10 protein-coding genes are annotated in these 16,523 nt (G+C 71.2%); 4 read left to right on the top strand and 6 right to left on the bottom strand.

What is annotated here, in order from left to right; translation table 11 throughout:
• Positions 1-17: 17 nt before the first annotated feature.
• The 5 genes from ACFXMF_RS07530 to ACFXMF_RS07550 are packed head-to-tail and all read right to left on the bottom strand — an operon-like array spanning position 18 to position 6,760.
• A complete protein-coding gene (locus tag ACFXMF_RS07530; protein ID WP_379990828.1) occupies positions 18-785 on the bottom strand; it encodes an SDR family NAD(P)-dependent oxidoreductase in 768 nt (255 codons plus the stop codon).
• Complete coding sequence (locus ACFXMF_RS07535; protein WP_379990829.1) at positions 782-1,888, bottom strand: ATP-NAD kinase family protein; 1,107 nt, start codon at positions 1,886-1,888, stop codon at positions 782-784. The genes ACFXMF_RS07530 and ACFXMF_RS07535 overlap by 4 nt, the downstream gene beginning before the upstream one ends.
• The gene (gcvPB, locus tag ACFXMF_RS07540) at positions 1,885-3,441 is read right to left on the bottom strand and encodes an aminomethyl-transferring glycine dehydrogenase subunit GcvPB (RefSeq protein ID WP_360315091.1); all 1,557 of its coding nucleotides are present in this window, start codon (positions 3,439-3,441) and stop codon (positions 1,885-1,887) included. The genes ACFXMF_RS07535 and gcvPB overlap by 4 nt, the downstream gene beginning before the upstream one ends.
• Positions 3,441-4,775: an aminomethyl-transferring glycine dehydrogenase subunit GcvPA gene (gene gcvPA, locus ACFXMF_RS07545; RefSeq protein ID WP_379990830.1), complete on the bottom strand. Its 1,335-nt coding sequence runs from the start codon at positions 4,773-4,775 to the stop codon at positions 3,441-3,443. The genes gcvPB and gcvPA overlap by 1 nt, the downstream gene beginning before the upstream one ends.
• Positions 4,772-6,760 carry a beta-galactosidase gene (locus tag ACFXMF_RS07550; RefSeq protein WP_379990831.1) on the bottom strand — a complete coding sequence of 663 codons (1,989 nt, stop codon included), beginning with the start codon at positions 6,758-6,760 and terminating at the stop codon, positions 4,772-4,774. The genes gcvPA and ACFXMF_RS07550 overlap by 4 nt, the downstream gene beginning before the upstream one ends.
• A gap of 106 nt (positions 6,761-6,866) precedes the next feature.
• Here ACFXMF_RS07550 and ACFXMF_RS07555 point away from each other — a divergent pair, with 106 nt between their 5' ends.
• Positions 6,867-7,523, top strand: a complete 657-nt coding sequence (locus ACFXMF_RS07555; RefSeq protein WP_360315097.1) for a GntR family transcriptional regulator — start codon at positions 6,867-6,869, stop codon at positions 7,521-7,523.
• Between the two features lie 210 nt (positions 7,524-7,733).
• Here the strand turns inward: ACFXMF_RS07555 and ACFXMF_RS07560 are convergent, their stop codons facing one another.
• The gene (locus tag ACFXMF_RS07560; protein WP_379990832.1) at positions 7,734-9,062 is read right to left on the bottom strand and encodes an acyltransferase domain-containing protein; all 1,329 of its coding nucleotides are present in this window, start codon (positions 9,060-9,062) and stop codon (positions 7,734-7,736) included.
• Between the two features lie 330 nt (positions 9,063-9,392).
• Between ACFXMF_RS07560 and ACFXMF_RS07565 the strand changes: the two genes are divergently transcribed.
• From ACFXMF_RS07565 to ACFXMF_RS07575, 3 genes are all read left to right on the top strand, one after another.
• Positions 9,393-10,610, top strand: a complete 1,218-nt coding sequence (locus ACFXMF_RS07565; protein ID WP_379990833.1) for an acyltransferase family protein — start codon at positions 9,393-9,395, stop codon at positions 10,608-10,610.
• Positions 10,611-10,976: 366 nt separating this feature from the next.
• On the top strand, positions 10,977-12,299 hold the full coding sequence (locus ACFXMF_RS07570; RefSeq protein WP_380020564.1) for a PucR family transcriptional regulator: 1,323 nt from the start codon (positions 10,977-10,979) through the stop codon (positions 12,297-12,299).
• Positions 12,296-16,523: type I polyketide synthase (locus tag ACFXMF_RS07575; protein ID WP_379990834.1), on the top strand; the 4,228-nt coding region annotated here is incomplete at its 3' end. The genes ACFXMF_RS07570 and ACFXMF_RS07575, both read left to right, overlap by 4 nt.

A 16,523-nucleotide genomic window follows, 5' to 3' on the forward strand; every position in this document is an offset into this window, starting at 1 on the left:
GAGCGGGGCCGGGATGACTAGGCGAGGCCGCCGCCGTCGACGACCAGGGCGGTGCCGGTGATGTAGCTCGCCGCGTCGGAGGCCAGGAAGAGCACCGCGCGGGCGATCTCGTCCGGCGTGCCGGCGCGGCCCATCGGACGGTCCGCCGCGTCGGCCGCGAACGCCGTCCAGTCCTCGGCCAGTTGCCGGGCCTCCTCGCGCAACATCGGGGTGTCCGTGTCACCGGGGTTGACCGAGTTGACCCGGATGCCGGCCGCCGCGTGGTCGATCGCCAGGGCCCGGGTCATGTTGACCACGGCGGCCTTGGACGCGCAGTAGGAGATCGCGTTGCCGCCGCCCTTGAGACCCCAGCCGGAGCCGGTGTTGACGATGGACCCACCGTCGCTCATCGCGGGGACGGCGTGCTTGCACATCAGGAAGACCGAGCGCACGTTGACCGCCATCACCCGGTCCCACTCCTCGACCGAGGTGCCGATCGCGTCGGCGCGCCGGATGATGCCCGCGTTGTTGAACAACACGTGCAGCCCGCCGAACGTCTGCACCGCCGTGGACACCACGGACACGCAGTCGGCCTCGGCGGAGACGTCCGCCTCGACCCCGACCGCCCGGGAGCCCTGGTCGGTGATCTCCTGCGCGGTGCGGGTCGCCGCCGCCGCGTCGATGTCGGCGATCACCACGTCCGCACCCTCTGCGGCGAACATCAGCGCGGTGGCCCGGCCGATGCCCGAGCCGCCGCCGGTGACGATGGCGACCTTGCCGTGCAGGGATCCAGTCATCCCGTTCATCCGCAGCACTCCTCACTCGCAGGAACAATTCGATAGGGGACGCTCTCGCGGTAGCCGGTGACCACCCGGACGAAACCGCTCAACCGGGCGTCCGTGGCCGGGTCCCCGGTGTCCGCCAACAGCGGCCGGCCGCCGAGCGCAGCCAGCTTGGTGCGGGTGGCGAGCACGGTCAGGCCGTGCACGCGGGCCAGCACCGACGGGCTGATCTGCTGGTTGCCGCGGCCGAACACGAAGCCCTGGCCGCCGATCACCGACACGACGGCGTCCGTCTCGTGCCCTTCCACCAGGTCGAGCAGCGCGCGCTCGCTCAGGTCGACCCCGATCGGCACGCCGTCGGCGACCACGTCCACGCCGAGCAGGGTGGATTCGGCGCCCAGCGCGCGGCCGACCGCATGGGTGGTGGTGCCCGGTCCCAGGATGTAGCGCACACCCGGGCGCATCCGGGCGACCACTTCGCGGGCGATGGCCTCGATGCTTTCCGGCGCGGCGCCCGAGGAGCCGGTCTTGCGACCGGACAGCCGGACCCGGACCGCGGGCACGGTCAGCGTGCCGTACAGGCGGGGGCCGACCCGGCCCTCGCGGTAGCCCTGTTCGTCCAGGTCCACCACCTCGGCCTCGGTGGTGTCCCCGGCGAACTCGGCGGCGGCGTGGCCGGCCGCCGCCGGGCCGACCGCGAAGCAGCCGGAGTAGACCTTGACCCCGGCCGGGATGCCGAGCACCGGCATGCCGGGCGCGGCGTCCAGCACGTCCCGGGCGGTGCCGTCGCCGCCCGCGAACAGCAGCAGATCCACCGCCGCCAACGCCCGGACGCAGGCCCGGGTGTCGGCGGACGAGGACGGCTCCCCCGGTGTGCACGCCACCAGTTCGGGCACCGCGCCGGCGGCGCGCACGGCGTGCTCGCCCATCGCGCCGGGCACGGTGACCACGGTGGCGTCCGGGCGGGCGGCCAGGAGCGCGCGCACGGCCGCGGTCGCGCGCTCCCCGGCTCGGGCGATCGCCCCGCGTGCCAGCGCCTCGCGCTGCACGTCGGCGCCGTCGCTGCCCTTGAGCCCGGCCGCCCCGCCGAGGCCGGCCACCGGGTTGACGACCAGGCCGACTCTCATGACAGGTGCTTGCGGACGTACGCCCGCCAGGTCGTCGCCCACTGCTCCGGGTCGTCCAGGCAGGTCGGGTCGATCTTGTGCACGGTCTGGTTGTACGGCGCGCCCTTGACGAACTCCGGTTCGCTGCGCGCCTCGTCCGCGACGTGCGCCAGGATCGCGGCGTATTCGTCGAGGTCCTCCTTGGAGTACGACTCGGTCGGCTCCAGGGTGAACGGCTCGGGCACCAGGTACGGGTGGTGGCTGGTCCAGTAGTGCACGCCGAAATCGGACGCGCGCACGCCGATCTCCTCCGAGTGCACGCCCGTGTCCTCGTAGAGCGCCTGCCACGAGTAGCGGACCTGCTCCAGCCGGTCCTTGTTCCACGGCGCGGAGGCACCGGGGATCTGCAACACCTTGTGCATCAGGTAGTTGTTGTTCAGCACCGCCGTCTCGGCCACCTGCCGCAGACCCTCGGCGCCCAGCGCCATGATCCACGCGTAGGCGCGCACCACGTTCGGGGTGACCCCGAGGTAGGGCCGGATCTTGCCGACCGACTGCGGCCGGTCGGTGTCCAGAAAGTAGCGTTCGCCGTCGAACTCGATGGTCGGGCCGGGCATGAACGGCACCAGCTTCTCCGCGACACCGCACGCGCCCGCCGCCGGGCCGCCGCACGCGTGCGGGGTGGAGAAGGTCTTGTGCAGGTTGAAGTGGCACAGGTCGAACCCGGCGTCGGCGGCCCGGGTGATGCCCAGGATGCCGTTCGCGTTGGCCTGGTCGTAGCAGGCCAACCCGCCCGCCCCGTGCACGAGTTCGACGAACTCGGCGATCCGGGGGTTGTAGATCCCGGTGTCCTCCGGGTTGGTGATCATCAGCGCGGCGGTGCGCGGGCCCACGGCGGCGCGCAGGGCCTCGATGTCCGGGTAGCCGTCGGCGTCGGGCATCAAGGTGATCACCTCGTACCCGGCGACCTTGGCGCAGGCCGCGTTCGAGGGGTGCGAGAACATCGTGGTGATCACCTGGTCGCGCTGTTCGCCCTCGCCCCGCGAGGCGTGGTAGGCGCGGATCATCGCGATGTTGGCGTAGATCGCCGCCGAGCCGGAGCCCGGTTGCAGGCAGACCCGGTTCAGGCCGGAGATCTCCTTGAGCATCTGCTCCAGGTGCCAGTAGATCGCGAGCACGCCCTGCACGCTGTCCTCGGGCTGGGCCGGGTGCAGTTCGGCGATCTTGGCGTCGGCGACGAACCGGTCGTTGATCTTGGGGCTGTACTTCATCGTGCAGGTGCCCTGGCCGACGGCGATGCCCAGGTCGACGCCGATGGTCTCCTGGGAGAGTCGCATGTAGTGCCGGAGCACGTGCAACTGGGACATCTGCGGCAGCGCGGGCGGCGTCTCGCGCCGGATGCCGGCGGGCAGTTCCACGGCGGGCACGCCCGCCTCGGGCACCCCGATGCCGCGCCGGCCGGGGCTGGACAGCTCGAAGATGATCGGCTCGTCCCAGCGCGCCTGGTGGAACCGGCGCAGCGGCGGCTTCGCCTCGATCGGCAATTTCGCGAAGGATTCTCCGACGGCACCCATCAGCCCTGCACCTCTCGTACCGCTCGCACCAGCGAGTCGATGTCGTCCTTGCCGTGCCGCTCGGTCACGCAGACCAGCAGCGTCGTGGCGTCCAGCGCGATGCCGGCGTAGATGCCGTGCTCGCGCAGCGCCGTGAGCAGCGCGTCGGTATCGGCCACCTCGATCGCGAACTCGCGGAAGTGCACCGCCTGGGCGTGCTTGACCGACACCCCGGGTACGGCGGCCAGTTCGTCCATCGCGTAGCGGGTGCGGGCCAGGATCGTCTCGCCGAGTTCGCGCATGCCCTCGGGGCCCATCAGGGCGAGGTAGACGCCGGCCGTGATGCCCCACAGCGAGGCGGCGGTGCCCACCCATTCCTTGCCCTCCTCGCGCAGTGCGAAGGAGGTGCGGTCGTAGTAGACGTCGCCGAAGCCGTATTCGCCGGGTACCGCGGTCGGCGCGATGCCGAACAGGCGCGAGGGGAACTCGGCGACCAGGCGCGGTTCGTCCCGGGTGGCGATGTAGCCGGCGTGGCCGCCGCCGTAGCTCTGGTGCATGCCCAGCGACTGGATGTCGCCGCAGACGATGTCCGCGCCGAGGGTGGCGGGCGGGGCGAGTACGCCGAGCGAGATCGGGTCGGCGCTCACCACGAGCAACGCGCCCTGGGCGTGCGCGAGTTCGGCGATCTCGGCGGTCCGGCTCTCGACCACGCCGTAGAGGTTGGGGCTCTCCAGGTAGACCGCGGCGACGGTATCGTCGACGGTGAACTCGGCTGCCTCGCCGGTCTCGGTGATCGCGATCATGACGATCTCGACGTCGGGCGAGAGGAAGTCGTGCAGCTTGCTCAGCTTGTCCGCGCCGATCGCGGCGGTGACCAGCACCTTGGATCGGCCGGTGTAGCGGGCGGCCATCCGCAGCGCGGTGCCGGTCGCCTGGAAGCCGTCGTAGGTGGGGACGTTGACGACGTCCATCTCCAGGAGTTCGCCCATCATGCTGACGTACTCGAAGAGCGCCTGGAATCGGCCGTGGTCCTCGTACGGCTCGCCGGCGTAGGCGGTGAGGAACTCGCCGCGCGAGTTGACCTCGTCGCACACGGCGGGCACGTGGTGCGGGTAGCAGCCGCCGCCGAGGAAGCTGAGCACCTCGGTGGTGTCGGTGTTGCGTGCGAGCAACCCGCGCATGTGCCGGACCAGTTCGTGTTCCGAGGCCATCGGCGCGGGCAGGTCGAGCGGCCGGTTCAGGCGCAGCGCGGCGGGGATGGCGGCATAGAAGTCCTCGATGGACTCGACCCCGATCGCGGCCAGCATCTCGGCCCGGACGGCCGGCTCGGCATTGGGTATGTAGGGGTGGGTCACTTCTCTCCCTCGTGAGCGGTGCGCAGCACCACGGCGTCCCTGGGCCCGATCTCGATCGGGCCGTGCAGGTCGCGCCCGGTCGGCAGGTCCGTGCCGGGGGCGCGCAGGGTCACAGTCGCGGTGGTCGTGCCGTGATTGAGCAGGAACAGGTAGTCGGCGTCGGGTCCGCTGCGGCAGGTGGCCTCGACCCCGGGGGGCACGTCCGCGACGGGGCGGACGCCCGCGCGGGTGAGTACCTCGGTCAGTACGGGCGTGACGTCGTCGAGGTCGCAGCCGACGTAGGTGGCGCGGCCGTGTCGGGTGATCGCGGGTTGCCCGGCCAGGTCGCCGTCCGCGTAGGTGGCGATCGGTGTGGCCGCCTCGACACGCAGCCACTCGGCCCATCGGGTCGCGCCGCCCGCGGTGCCGTCGGCGTGCCGGACGAGCCTGGTGTCGCCGTCGGCGAGCGGCCAGAACTCGTCGACGCTCACCCCGAGCAGCTCGCGCAGGGGGCCGGGGGCCCCGCCGGGATGGATCCGGTCGGCCGCGTCGACCACGCCGCTGAACGGGCCGACGATCAGCTCGCCGTCGAACGCCCGCAGTCGGGCCGCCTGTTCGTCCGTGCAGAGGTACAGGTTGGGCGCGATGACCAGGCGGTAGTCGGACAGGTCACGGTCCGGTGGGGCCAGGTCGACGGTGATTCCGAGGGCGTGCAGCGGGGTGTACCAGGCGGTGAGCAGGCGCTTGAGTTCCAGCCGCTTGGACGGCATCGACTCGGGCGCCTCCAGGCCCCACCAGGAGGACCAGTCCAGCAGCAGGGCGACGTCCGCGCGGCTGGTGGTGCCGGCGAGTTCGGCGAGCCTGGCCAGTTCGCCGCCCAGACGCAGCGTGTCCTGCCAGCCGCGGGTCTGCACGCCGCCGTGCGGGAGCAGGGCGGAGTGGAACTTCTCCGGCCCGTAGTGGGCCTGGCGCCACTGGAAGAACATCACCCCGTCGGCGCCGTGCGCGAGTGCCTGGAGGCTGTCCAGGCGCATCTTGCCCCGCGGCTTGGGCACGTTGACCTCGCGCCAGCTCACCGCGCTCGGGGCCTGCTCCAACAGCAGCCACGGGCGCCGCTTGAGCGAGCGCATCAGGTCGTAGCTGAGCGCGATGCCCACGTGCGAGGTGGGGTCGGCCGGGTCGGGGTAGGCGTCGTCGCTGACGAAGTCCTCGGCCTCGGCCCATTTCCAATAGTCCAGGCCGGCCAGGATGCTCATGAAGTTCGTGGTCACCGGAATGTCGGGGGTGACCTCGCGCAGTACGCGCTGCTCCGCCTCGAAGCACTCCAGGAGCGCGTCCGAGCAGAACCGGCGCCAGTCCAGCACCTGGGTCGGGTTGATCGGGCCCGGCGCCGCGCGCGGCGGGGCGATCTGTTCGAAGTCGGTGTAGTGCTGACCCCAACACGAGGTGCCCCACGCGGCGTTGAGGCCGTCGATGTCCCGGTATCGCTCGGCCAGCCAGCGGCGGAAGTGCCGGGCGGACTCGTCGCAGAAGCATTCCAGCGTGTGGTCGGCGTACTCGTTGCCGATATGCCACATCGCCAGCGCCGGGTGCTCGCCGTAACGCTCCGCCATCGCCCGGGCCAGTCGCACGGTGGCCGCGCGGAAGATCGGCGAGCTGGGACAGTAGCCCTGCCGGGAGCCGAATTCGAGCCGGGTGCCGTTCGCGTCGACCGGCAACAGCTCCGGGTGCTCGCGGACCAGCCACGGCGGCGGGGTGGCGGTCGCGGTGGCCAGGTCGGCGGCGATGCCGTGCTCGTGCAGCAGGTCGAGTACCCGGTCCAACCAGCCGAAGTCGTACTCGCCAGGCCTGGGTTCCAGCCGTGACCAGGAGAAGACGGCGACCGTCGCCATGTTCACCCCGGCCTCGACCATCAGCTTGGCGTCCTCGACCCAGACCTCCTCGGGCCATTGCTCGGGGTTGTAGTCACCCCCGAACAGCAGCCCGGGTACTCGCGTCAACCCCACGTCGACCTCCCGTTCATGTATTCTGTATTCATAATTCAAGGTGTCTACGGTGTGACATGTCAAGCACCAGTTATCGACGTCGATCGACACGAGGAGTAACCGACCCATGGGAATCCAGCGGCGACCTCTGCGGGAGCAGATCCGCGAGGAGTTGCTTCTGCGCCTCGACCGGGGTGACTTCGCGGCAGGCAAGGACATCAACGAGGTGGTGCTCGCGGGCGAGTTGGGGGTGAGCCGCACTCCCCTGCGCGAGGCCCTGATCACCCTGGCCGGCGAGGGCGTCCTGGAGAGCAATCAGGGACGCGGCTTCCGGTTCGCGCCGGTCAGCAGCAAGGAGTTCCGCGACCTGTGCGAGATCGTCGCGGGCCTGGAATCGCTCGCGCTCGAACTCTCCGACCCAGCCGAACTCCAGGAGATGGCACCGGAGTTGCTGCGCCTGGCCCGGGACTTCCCGGATCCGGTGGCGGAGCAGTCGGAGATCGAGTGGCACGACGACGAGTGGCACGACCTGCTGCTCGGCCGGTGTCCGAACGAGCGACTGTTGGATCTGGTGACCAGCGTGAAGGCGGGCATGCGGCGCTACACCCACCTGATCGCGGGCGAGGACACGCTGTTGGAACGCGAGGCGGAGGAGCACTGCCGGATCGCCGAACACCTGCGCGCCGGGGACGTGGCCGCCGCCACCGCCGCGCTGCGCGACAACTGGATCAGCGGCATGGAGCGCATGACCAGCCGAATCCCGGTGTCCCCGGAATCGGCCTGACCGCTCCCGCCCCACCCCGGCGGGCCGCCTTCGTCCACTCCGGGCGAAGCCGACCCGCCCCTTGGCATGCCCGGACGCGGCGGATCGACGCCCCCGGGCCGGCGCAGCACCGAGCCGCCGCCGAACCGGCCCGGACGCGCGGTCGGGGCGGGCTCAAGGCGACGGCGGGGTCAAACGGGCTCGGGCGGACCGGACGCGGTCACCCGGTTCTCACGCGAACGCGGCCGTCCAGTCCACCGCGACCCCGTGCACGTACGCTTCCGCCAACGCGGCGAGGAAGCGGCCCATCCCGCCGTCCTCATTGCGCAGCGTCGCCATCAGTACGGCCGAACGACCGAGTTCCTCGACGATGTCCTGGATGCCGACGGACAGCACCGGCTGGGCGCTGCACTCGACGAAGATCGAGTGCCCGTCGGCGACCAGCGAACGCACCGCCTCGTCGAACCTGACGGTCTGGCGCAGATTCCGGTACCAGTACTCGGCGTCCAGTTCGTCGGTGTCGATGCGCCGTCCGGTCACCGTCGAGTAGAACGGCACGTCGCCGCGCGCCGGTCGGATGTCGGCCGCCAGGTCGAGCAGGGTCTCGCGCAGATCCTCCACATGCGCCGAGTGCGCGGCGAAGTCCACTCCCGGCACCCGCCAGCGCATCATCCGAGCCGCGGAGAGCGCGGCACCGAACTCGGCCATCGCGCCGACGTCACCCGACACGGTCATGGTGGCCGGGCCGTTCACCGCCGCGATCGACAACACGCCGTCCCAGTCGGCCAGCATGGTGCGCACCCGCTCGTTGGGGGCCAGCACCGTCAACATCTCGCCGCGACCGCGGATCGCCGTCAGCGCCCGACTGCGCAGCGCGACGATTCGCGCCGCGTCCTCCAGCGACAACGCGCCCGCGACGTGCGCGGCCACGATCTCGCCCTGCGAATGGCCGACCGTCGCCTTGGGCTCCACGCCGAATCGGCGCCACAGCCGGGCCAGCGACAACATCATCGAGAACAGCACCGGCTGTACGACGTCCACCCGGTCCAGCGGCGGCGTTCCCGCCACCCCGCGCAGCACGTCCTCCAGGGACCAGTCCAGGTGCGGCGACAGCGCCTTCTCGCAGGCCCGGATCTCCTGGGCGAACGCGGGCGAGGTGTGCAAGAGCTCGACGGCCATGCCGACCCACTGGGTGCCCTGGCCCGGGAAGACGAACACCGGCCGGGCATCGGCCTGGGCCTGCCGGGTCGCCCGTCCGCTGATCACGTTCGGCGCGGGCCGCTCCTCGACCAGCGCCCGCAAGCCGGCGAGCAACTCCGCCCGGTCGCGCCCCAGCACCACGGCCCGATACTCGAAGAGCGCGCCGGCCGCCACCAGCGACCGGCCCACGTCGGTGAGGTCGTCGGCGACGTTCGCCGCCGCGTCGGATTCGAGCCGGGCCAGCAGCCGCGCGGCCTGGCCGCGCAGACCCTGTTCGGTTCGCCCGGACAACACCCACGGCACGGTGCCGGCTCCGGCACCGACTGCGGTCGGGACGTCTTGTGTGGCCGGCTCGGTCACGAGTACTCCTCGTCATTGCCAATCGGCGGACTGCGCATTGCAAGATATCGCGCGGGCCGCGAGTTTCCGCCCACCGTGCGGTAATTCCGCCGCCCGGTCCCGGTTACCGACGGATTACCCGGCAGGGAACAAATCGTGCAAGGCTGCCGACCCCCAGATCACGTCCGCTTTCCAGTACGGAGGCCACTCGTTGTCGGGCTATCCGATAGCGCAGGCTCTTATTCCTGCGCATCCGCAGATCACATCCATTCATTCCGGATCGAATCCGCCGCGCTCCGCTCGGGAAAGCGCGAAACCCGCTGGTGAACTCCTACCCCCGACGATCACATGGTGACCAGGGAAGTCGGCCCGAGCCGCGCCGGCGATGCGCACACGTCCGATCACCCGGAACCCGCACGGTTGCCGTCGTTGACGGGACTGCGCATCGTGGCGGCCCTGCTCGTCTTCACGACGCACATCCTGTTCTACACCCGGCTCGTCCCGGGTGACACGGGGGACGACCTTCGCGAGACCTTCGCCCTCTTCGGCTCCTACGGCGTCGGCTTCTTCTTCATCCTGAGCGGCTTCGTGCTCACCTGGACGGCCCGCTCGGGCGACACGACCGGTTCGTTCTGGCGCCGCCGGCTGGCGAAGATCGGCCCGATGCACGTGGTCACCTTCGGCCTGGCGGCCCTGTTCGTACTGGAGACGGACCGGCCCACCCGGCTGGTCGACTGGCTCGCCTCCGGGTCCATGCAACAGGCGTGGTTCCCGGACATCCAGACCGTCTCGGCGGTCAACGGGGTGAGCTGGTCGCTGTGTTGCGAGTTCTTCTTCTACCTGGCCTTCCCCTTCCTGCTGCCGGTCCTGCGCCGGATCCGCGAGGAGTGGTTGTGGCCGGCGGTCGCGGTGGTACTCGCGCTGATCGTGGGCGCGTTCCTGGTCGGCACCTACGTGGTCGACGACCAGCCCCGGCTCGCCGCCTTCGGGGTGTCCGGCGAAGTGTCCTTCGACCAGGTGTGGTTCGTGTACTTCTTCCCGCCGGTCCGGGCGCTCGAATTCGTCCTGGGCATTCTGCTGGCCAAGGTCGTCGCGGCCGGTCGCTGGCCGCGCATCGGCCTGGTGCCCGCCTTCGGCCTGGCCGTCGTCGGCTACGTGCTCACCCAGTACGAGCCGTACCTGGCGGGCACGGCCGGCGTGGCGACCGTGTGGACCGCGCCCCTGATCGCCGCCGCCGCGGTCGCGGACCGACAGCGCACCGCCTCGGTGTTCCGCAAGCCGACGATGATCTACCTGGGCGAGATCTCCTTCGCGTTCTACATGGTGCACTGGATCGTCATCATGCAGACCGCCGAATTCATCGGCCCCACCCGCACGTTCTCGTCCTGGGTCAACGCACTGCTGATCCTGGCCGTGCTCGGCGCCGCGCTGGCCTGCTCCGCGTTCCTGTACTGGTGCGTGGAGACGCCGCTGGTCCGGCGCTTCGGGCGACACCGGCCCAAGGCGAAGAACACGAACCCGCGCACCGCGCCGCCCGCGCGGTCCGAAGGCGACCGCGTACCGAACTGACCGACGGCGCCCGCCGCCCGGCACGGTCCGCCGGCGAACACCACCCCGCACGCGTCCCGCGCACCCGAACCCGCGCAGGGCGCGTGCGGCACAGCCGCACCCGGGTGCGGCGATCCGGGGCCGGGCATACCGCCGCAAACACCAAGACATGCAGGTCGCACCCGCCCGCCGAGCCCGCCCATCGGGCGGTAATCTCGGCACCGGCGTGCGGTTACCGGCCGATTACCCACCGTGGATGGAACCGTGTAAGGCTGCCGACGACCAGTCGCGCTCGCTTTCCGGTACGGAGGCTACTCGTTGTCGGCCTATCCGATATCGCAGGCTGCCATACCTGCGCAACGACAGATCACATCCACCTATTCGCTGTTGCATCTACTGCGCCCCACGGACGACTCCGTACTCCATCTACCGGCGACGAACGCGCAGTTGGTCGAGGAGGTCGTCCTGCGCGTCGGTTCCGGGGCGACCGGTTGGGCCATCGAGAACAGCCGTCTGTTGCTCGCCGAGTTGGCCGGGGAACCGTTCGTGCGCTTCGATCGAAGATCTTCCAGCGAAACGCGGCTGATCGAGGCGATAGCGCTCTGGGTCGTATTGCGACTCAGTGGTGTGCGCGCCATTACCGGGCTGCTTTCCGCCGAACTCACCAATGCCATTCGGGAACGCATCGCCGACAACACCACGGTCGACCTCCTGCTCCGGTGCGTCCGGGCCAGCCAGGCACGATTCACCCGCGAGTTGTTCGCGTTCTGCGAGGCGCAGATCCCCGCCCAGGACCAGCCGGCCATGATGCGGTCCATTTCGGCCGACCTGTTCGACGGAATGGAGACCCTCTCCGCCGCGGTGACCGAGAAGTTCGCCGCCGAACGCAACCGCTGGTTCGCCGGATCCGTGGGTGAACGCTTCGAACTGGTGTCCGCGATTTTGAAGGGCAAGCCGGTCGACACGCGCAAGGCGCTGCGCCGGTTGCAGTACGACCTGACGCTGCATCACGTCGCGCTGGTGTTGTGGCAGGACGAGATCACCCCGGACAGCAAGCGCGAGCTGGAGACCACCGCACTGCGGCTGCTGGACCAGGTCGGCTGCTCCTCGATGTTGCTGCTTCCGGCGGGCCCGGGCCGACTGTGGGCGTGGGGCGGTCGCGCCACCGACCACCCGGGCGAGCTGGGGCGCTCGGACAAGCCGGTGGACCTGCCGGCGCACATCCACGTCGCCTCGGGGTTGCCGGGCGACGGCGTGGCCGGCTTCCAGCGTTCGCACGAGCAGGCGGTCACCGCGGAGCGGGTCGGCCGGATCACCGAGCCCGGCCCGTCCAGGCTGTGCGACTACGGCGACCTGGAGTTGGTGATCCTGCTCGGCAACGACGCCGAGGCCACCGCCGACTTCGTCCGCCGTGAACTGGGCCCGCTCGCCGCCGACAACCGCACCATGGCCGCGTTGCGCGAGACCGTGCGGTGCCTGCTGGACAACGAGCGGGGCGTGGCCGTCACGGCCAAACACCTGCACATCGCGAAGAACACCGTGGTCTACCGGGTCAAGAAGGCGGAGCAACTGCTGGGGCGGTCCCTGCGGGTGGACCACCTGCGCCTGCACCTCGCGCTGTCCCTGGCCGGCCGGCTCGGCTCGTCGGTGCTGACCAAGCAGGGTCCCGCCACGGGACTGGAGAACTCGATTCGGGCGGTGTCCTCATGAGCGAGCGGCAGATGAACAAGGACGAGAAACTCCTCGACTACCTCAAGTGGGTCACCGCCGACCTGCACAAGGCCCGGGCCCGGGTCGAGGAATTGGAATCGAGCCGGTCCGAGCCCATCGCCATTTTGGGCATGGGCTGCCGCTACCCGGGCGACGTGTCCACGCCCGAGGAGTTGTGGCGGGTGGCCGCCGACGGCGTCGACGCGATCACCGAGTTCCCCGCCGACCGCGACTGGGACGTGGCGGGCATGTACGACCCGGACCCCGACGCGATGGGCAAGTTCTACGCGCGCCAGGGCGGATTCCTCAGCGACGTCAAGGGTTTCGACTCGGCGTTCTTCGGGATCTCGCCCCGGGAGGCGCTGGCGATGGACCCGCAGCAGCGGCTGCTGCTGGAGACCACGTGGGAGGCCATCGAACGGGCCCGGATCGACCCGCGTTCGTTGCGGGGCAGCGACACCGGGGTGTTCGTCGGGGTCATGTACACCGGCTACGCCTCCACCGTCGACGCGGCGTCCACCGGCATCGAGGGTTACGCGATGACCGGGATGCTGACCAGCGTCGCCTCCGGTCGGATCTCCTACGTCCTGGGCCTGGAAGGGCCCACGGTCAGCATGGACACGGCCTGTTCGTCGTCGCTGGTGTCGATCCACCACGCCGTGACCGCGCTGCGCAACGGCGAGTGCTCGCTGGCGCTGGCCGGCGGGGCGATGGTGATTCCGGTGCCGGACGGCTTCGTGGAGTTCTCCCGGCAGCGTGGGCTCGCGCCGGACGGGCGCTGCAAGGCGTTCGCGGCGGCGGCGGACGGCACCGGCTTCTCCGAGGGGGTGGGCGTGCTGACGTTGGCGCGGCTCTCCGACGCCCGGCGGCTGGGGTACCCGGTACTGGCCGTGATCCGCGGCAGTGCGGTGAACTCCGACGGCGCCTCGAACGGCCTGACCGCGCCGAGCGGCCCGTCCCAGCAGCGGGTCATCCGCCGGGCGCTGGCCAACGCGGGTCTCTCCCCCGCCGAGGTCGACGTGATCGACGCGCACGGTACCGGCACGATGCTCGGCGATCCGATCGAGGCGCAGGCGCTGTTGGCCACCTACGGTCAGGCCCGGGCGGACGGCCGACCGCTGTTGTTGGGCTCGTTGAAGTCGAACATCGGGCATACCCAGGCCGCGGCCGGGGTGGCCGGGGTGATCAAGTTGGTCATGGCGATGCGGCACCGGGTGGTGCCGAAGACGTTGCACGTGGACGCGCCGACACCGGCGGTGGACTGGTCGGCCGGGTCGATCGAGCTGGTGACCGAGGCGCGGCCGTGGCCGACGACCGGGCGGCCGATGCGCGGGGCGGTGTCCTCGTTCGGAGTCAGCGGTACCAACGCACACCTGATCGTCGAACAGGCCCCGGCGGTCGAGCCGGTGCCGGTGGAGTCGACCGAGGTCGTCGTACCGGTGGCCCCGGTCGTGCCGGTGGTGGTACCGGTGGCCGTGTCGGCGCGGTCGGTACCGGCGTTGCGGGCCCAGGCGGAGCGGTTGGCGTCGCTGGTCTGCGCCGCGGCCGGCGACGAGGTGTCGTTGTCGGATATCGGGTTGTCGGCGGCGGTGTCGCGGTCGACGTTCGAGCATCGTGGTGTGGTGGTGGCCGCGGATCGGGGTGAACTGGTCGCGGGGTTGCGGGCGTTGGCGGCGGGTGAGGCCGGGGCCGGGGTGGTTTCCGGGGTCGCGGTGGAGGGGCGTACGGCGTTCCTGTTCACGGGTCAGGGTGCGCAGCGGGCGGGGATGGGTCGGGAGCTGTACGAGGCGTTCCCGGTGTTCGCGTCGGCGTTCGACGAGATCTGTGCCCGTTTCGACGTTCACCTGTCCCGGTCGTTGAAGGACGTGGTGTTCGGCGGGGTGGGGTTGGACGAGACGGGGTTCACCCAGCCCGCGTTGTTCGCGGTCGAGGTGGCGTTGTTCCGGCTGCTCGAGTCGTGGGGTGTGCGGCCGGACTTCGTGACCGGGCATTCGATCGGCGAGTTGGCCGCGGCGCACGTGGCCGGGGTGTTGACGTTGGACGACGCCTGTCGGGTGGTCGCCGCGCGTGGCCGGTTGATGCAGGCGTTGCCCGAGGGCGGGGCGATGGTCGCGGTCGGGGCCGCGGAGGCCGAGGTCGTCGAGTTGTTGCGCGGGCGGGAGAAGGAGGCCGGCATCGCGGCGGTCAACGGGCCGTCGGCGGTGGTGATCTCCGGCGTCGAGGACGTCGTCGTCGAGGTCGCGGACGAACTGCGGGCGCGGGGACGCAAGACGAACCGGTTGACGGTCAGTCACGCGTTCCACTCGCCGTTGATGGATCCGGTCCTGGACGAGTTCGCCGCGGTGCTGGCCGGGGTCGAGTTGACCGAGCCGGTCGTCCCGATGGCCGCGACCGCCGAGGAGGTGTGTTCGGCCCGGTACTGGGTGGATCACGTGCGCGAGCCGGTGCGGTTCGCCGATCACGTCACCCGACTGCGCGCGGCGGGTGTGACCCGCTTCGTGGAGATCGGCCCCGACGGCGTGCTCACCGCGATGGGCCCGCAGAGCGTGGCCGACGCGTCGTTCACCGCGCTGCAACGCCGGGGACGGCCGCAGGTCGCCACCGCCGTGACCGCCCTCGCGCACCTGCACACCGGCGGGCACACCGTCGACTGGTCCCGCCTGTTCACCGGGACCGCCGCGACCCTGACCGACCTGCCCACCTACGCCTTCCAACACCAGAGCTACTGGCTGGACGGCACCTCGCCGGGCGGGCGCAAGGCCGGCGGGATCGGCCTGACCTCACCGGAACACCCGCTGCTGACGGCGGCCATCGTGCTCGCCGGCGGTGACGGTGCGGTGTTCACCGGCGGGCTCTCGCTGCACGCCCAGCCCTGGCTCGCCGACCACCGGGTCGGCGGCATCGCCACGCTGCCTGCGGCGGCCATGGTCGAGTTGGCGGTCCGGGCCGGCGACGAGGTCGGCTGTTCCGGCGTCGCCGAGCTGACCGTCGACGTCCCGCTGACCGTCCCGGACGACGGCAAGGTCCAGGTGCAGGTCACCATGGGCGCGGCCGACGCGGACGGGCACCGGCGGATCACCATCGGCTCCCGGCCGGATGGGGACGGTTCGGCCGTGCCGTGGCAGGTACACGCCACCGGCCTGCTCACCGAGCCGGCACCGGCGCCGACGATCGCGCTGGACGTCTGGCCGCCGGCCGACGCCGCGCCGATCGACCTGGACGACCTCCACCGGCGGCTCGACGAGCGCGGTCGCACACACGGGCCCGCGTTCGGGGGGCTGGCGGCGCTGTGGCAACGCGGCGACGAGTTGTTCGCCGAGGTGCGGTTGCCCGAGGACGTCGACCCGGACACGTTCGGGATCCATCCGGTGCTGCTCGACGCCGCGTTGCACCCGTTGCTCGCGGTCGGGCGAGAGATCACCGAGCCGTCCTGGCACGGGTTCGACCTCTACGCCGCCGGCCCGCGCGCGCTCCGGGTCCGGATCAGGCCCAAGGGACCGGACGCGTTCCGGGTGTGGTTGGCCGACGACACCGGCGAACCCGTCGCCGAGGTGCGCGCGTTGCGGGCACGTCCGGCGGCGCCCGCGGACCGGGTCGACGGCGCGGTCGCCGACTCGCTGTTCCACGTGTTGTGGTCGCCGGTCGTGCTCCCCGACCCGGAGGATCTCACCGACACCGGCTGGGCCGTACTCGGGAACACCCCGGCGGCCGGCCCCGCCCGCCGGGTCGAGAGCGTCGCGGACGCCGCCGGGGACGTCCTGGTCGCCGTGATCGACGAGCCGACCGGCACCGACCCGGTGGCCGCGGCGCACCGGGCCACCGTACGAGCGCTGGAACTGGTGCAGGACGGGCTGGCGTTCGGGACCTCCCGGCTCGTGCTCGTCACGCGCAACGCCGTCGCGACCCACGACGCGGAGGACGTCGACCCGGCCGCGGCCCCGGTGTGGGGACTGGTCAGGTCGGCCCAGGTGGAGAATCCCGGCCGCATCACCCTGATCGACCTGGACGCCAGTACGGCCAGCGCCGAGCAACTCGGCACCGCGATCGTGTCCGGCCACGACCAGGTGGCCCTGCGCGCGGGACGGGCGAGCACCCCCCGACTGGCCAGGGTGCGTGCCGCCGCGACGGCCGGGCCGGAGTTGGCGCCGGAGGGCACGGTCCTGATCACCGGCGGAACCGGCGCCCTCGGCGCCCTGTTCGCCCGCCACCTGATCACCGAACACG

The sequence above is a fragment of the Embleya sp. NPDC059213 genome (assembly GCF_042754445.1).
Classification (GTDB): domain Bacteria; phylum Actinomycetota; class Actinomycetes; order Streptomycetales; family Streptomycetaceae; genus Embleya.

Bases quoted from the DNA above. Each gene is read 5' to 3' on its own strand.
- ACFXMF_RS07530 (WP_379990828.1), bottom strand. From the start codon at position 785: ATGAACGGGATGACTGGATCCCTGCACGGCAAGGTCGCCATCGTCACC.
- ACFXMF_RS07535 (WP_379990829.1), bottom strand. From the start codon at position 1,888: ATGAGAGTCGGCCTGGTCGTCAACCCGGTGGCCGGCCTCGGCGGGGCG.
- gcvPB (WP_360315091.1), bottom strand. From the start codon at position 3,441: ATGGGTGCCGTCGGAGAATCCTTCGCGAAATTGCCGATCGAGGCGAAG.
- ACFXMF_RS07555 (WP_360315097.1), top strand. From the start codon at position 6,867: ATGGGAATCCAGCGGCGACCTCTGCGGGAGCAGATCCGCGAGGAGTTG.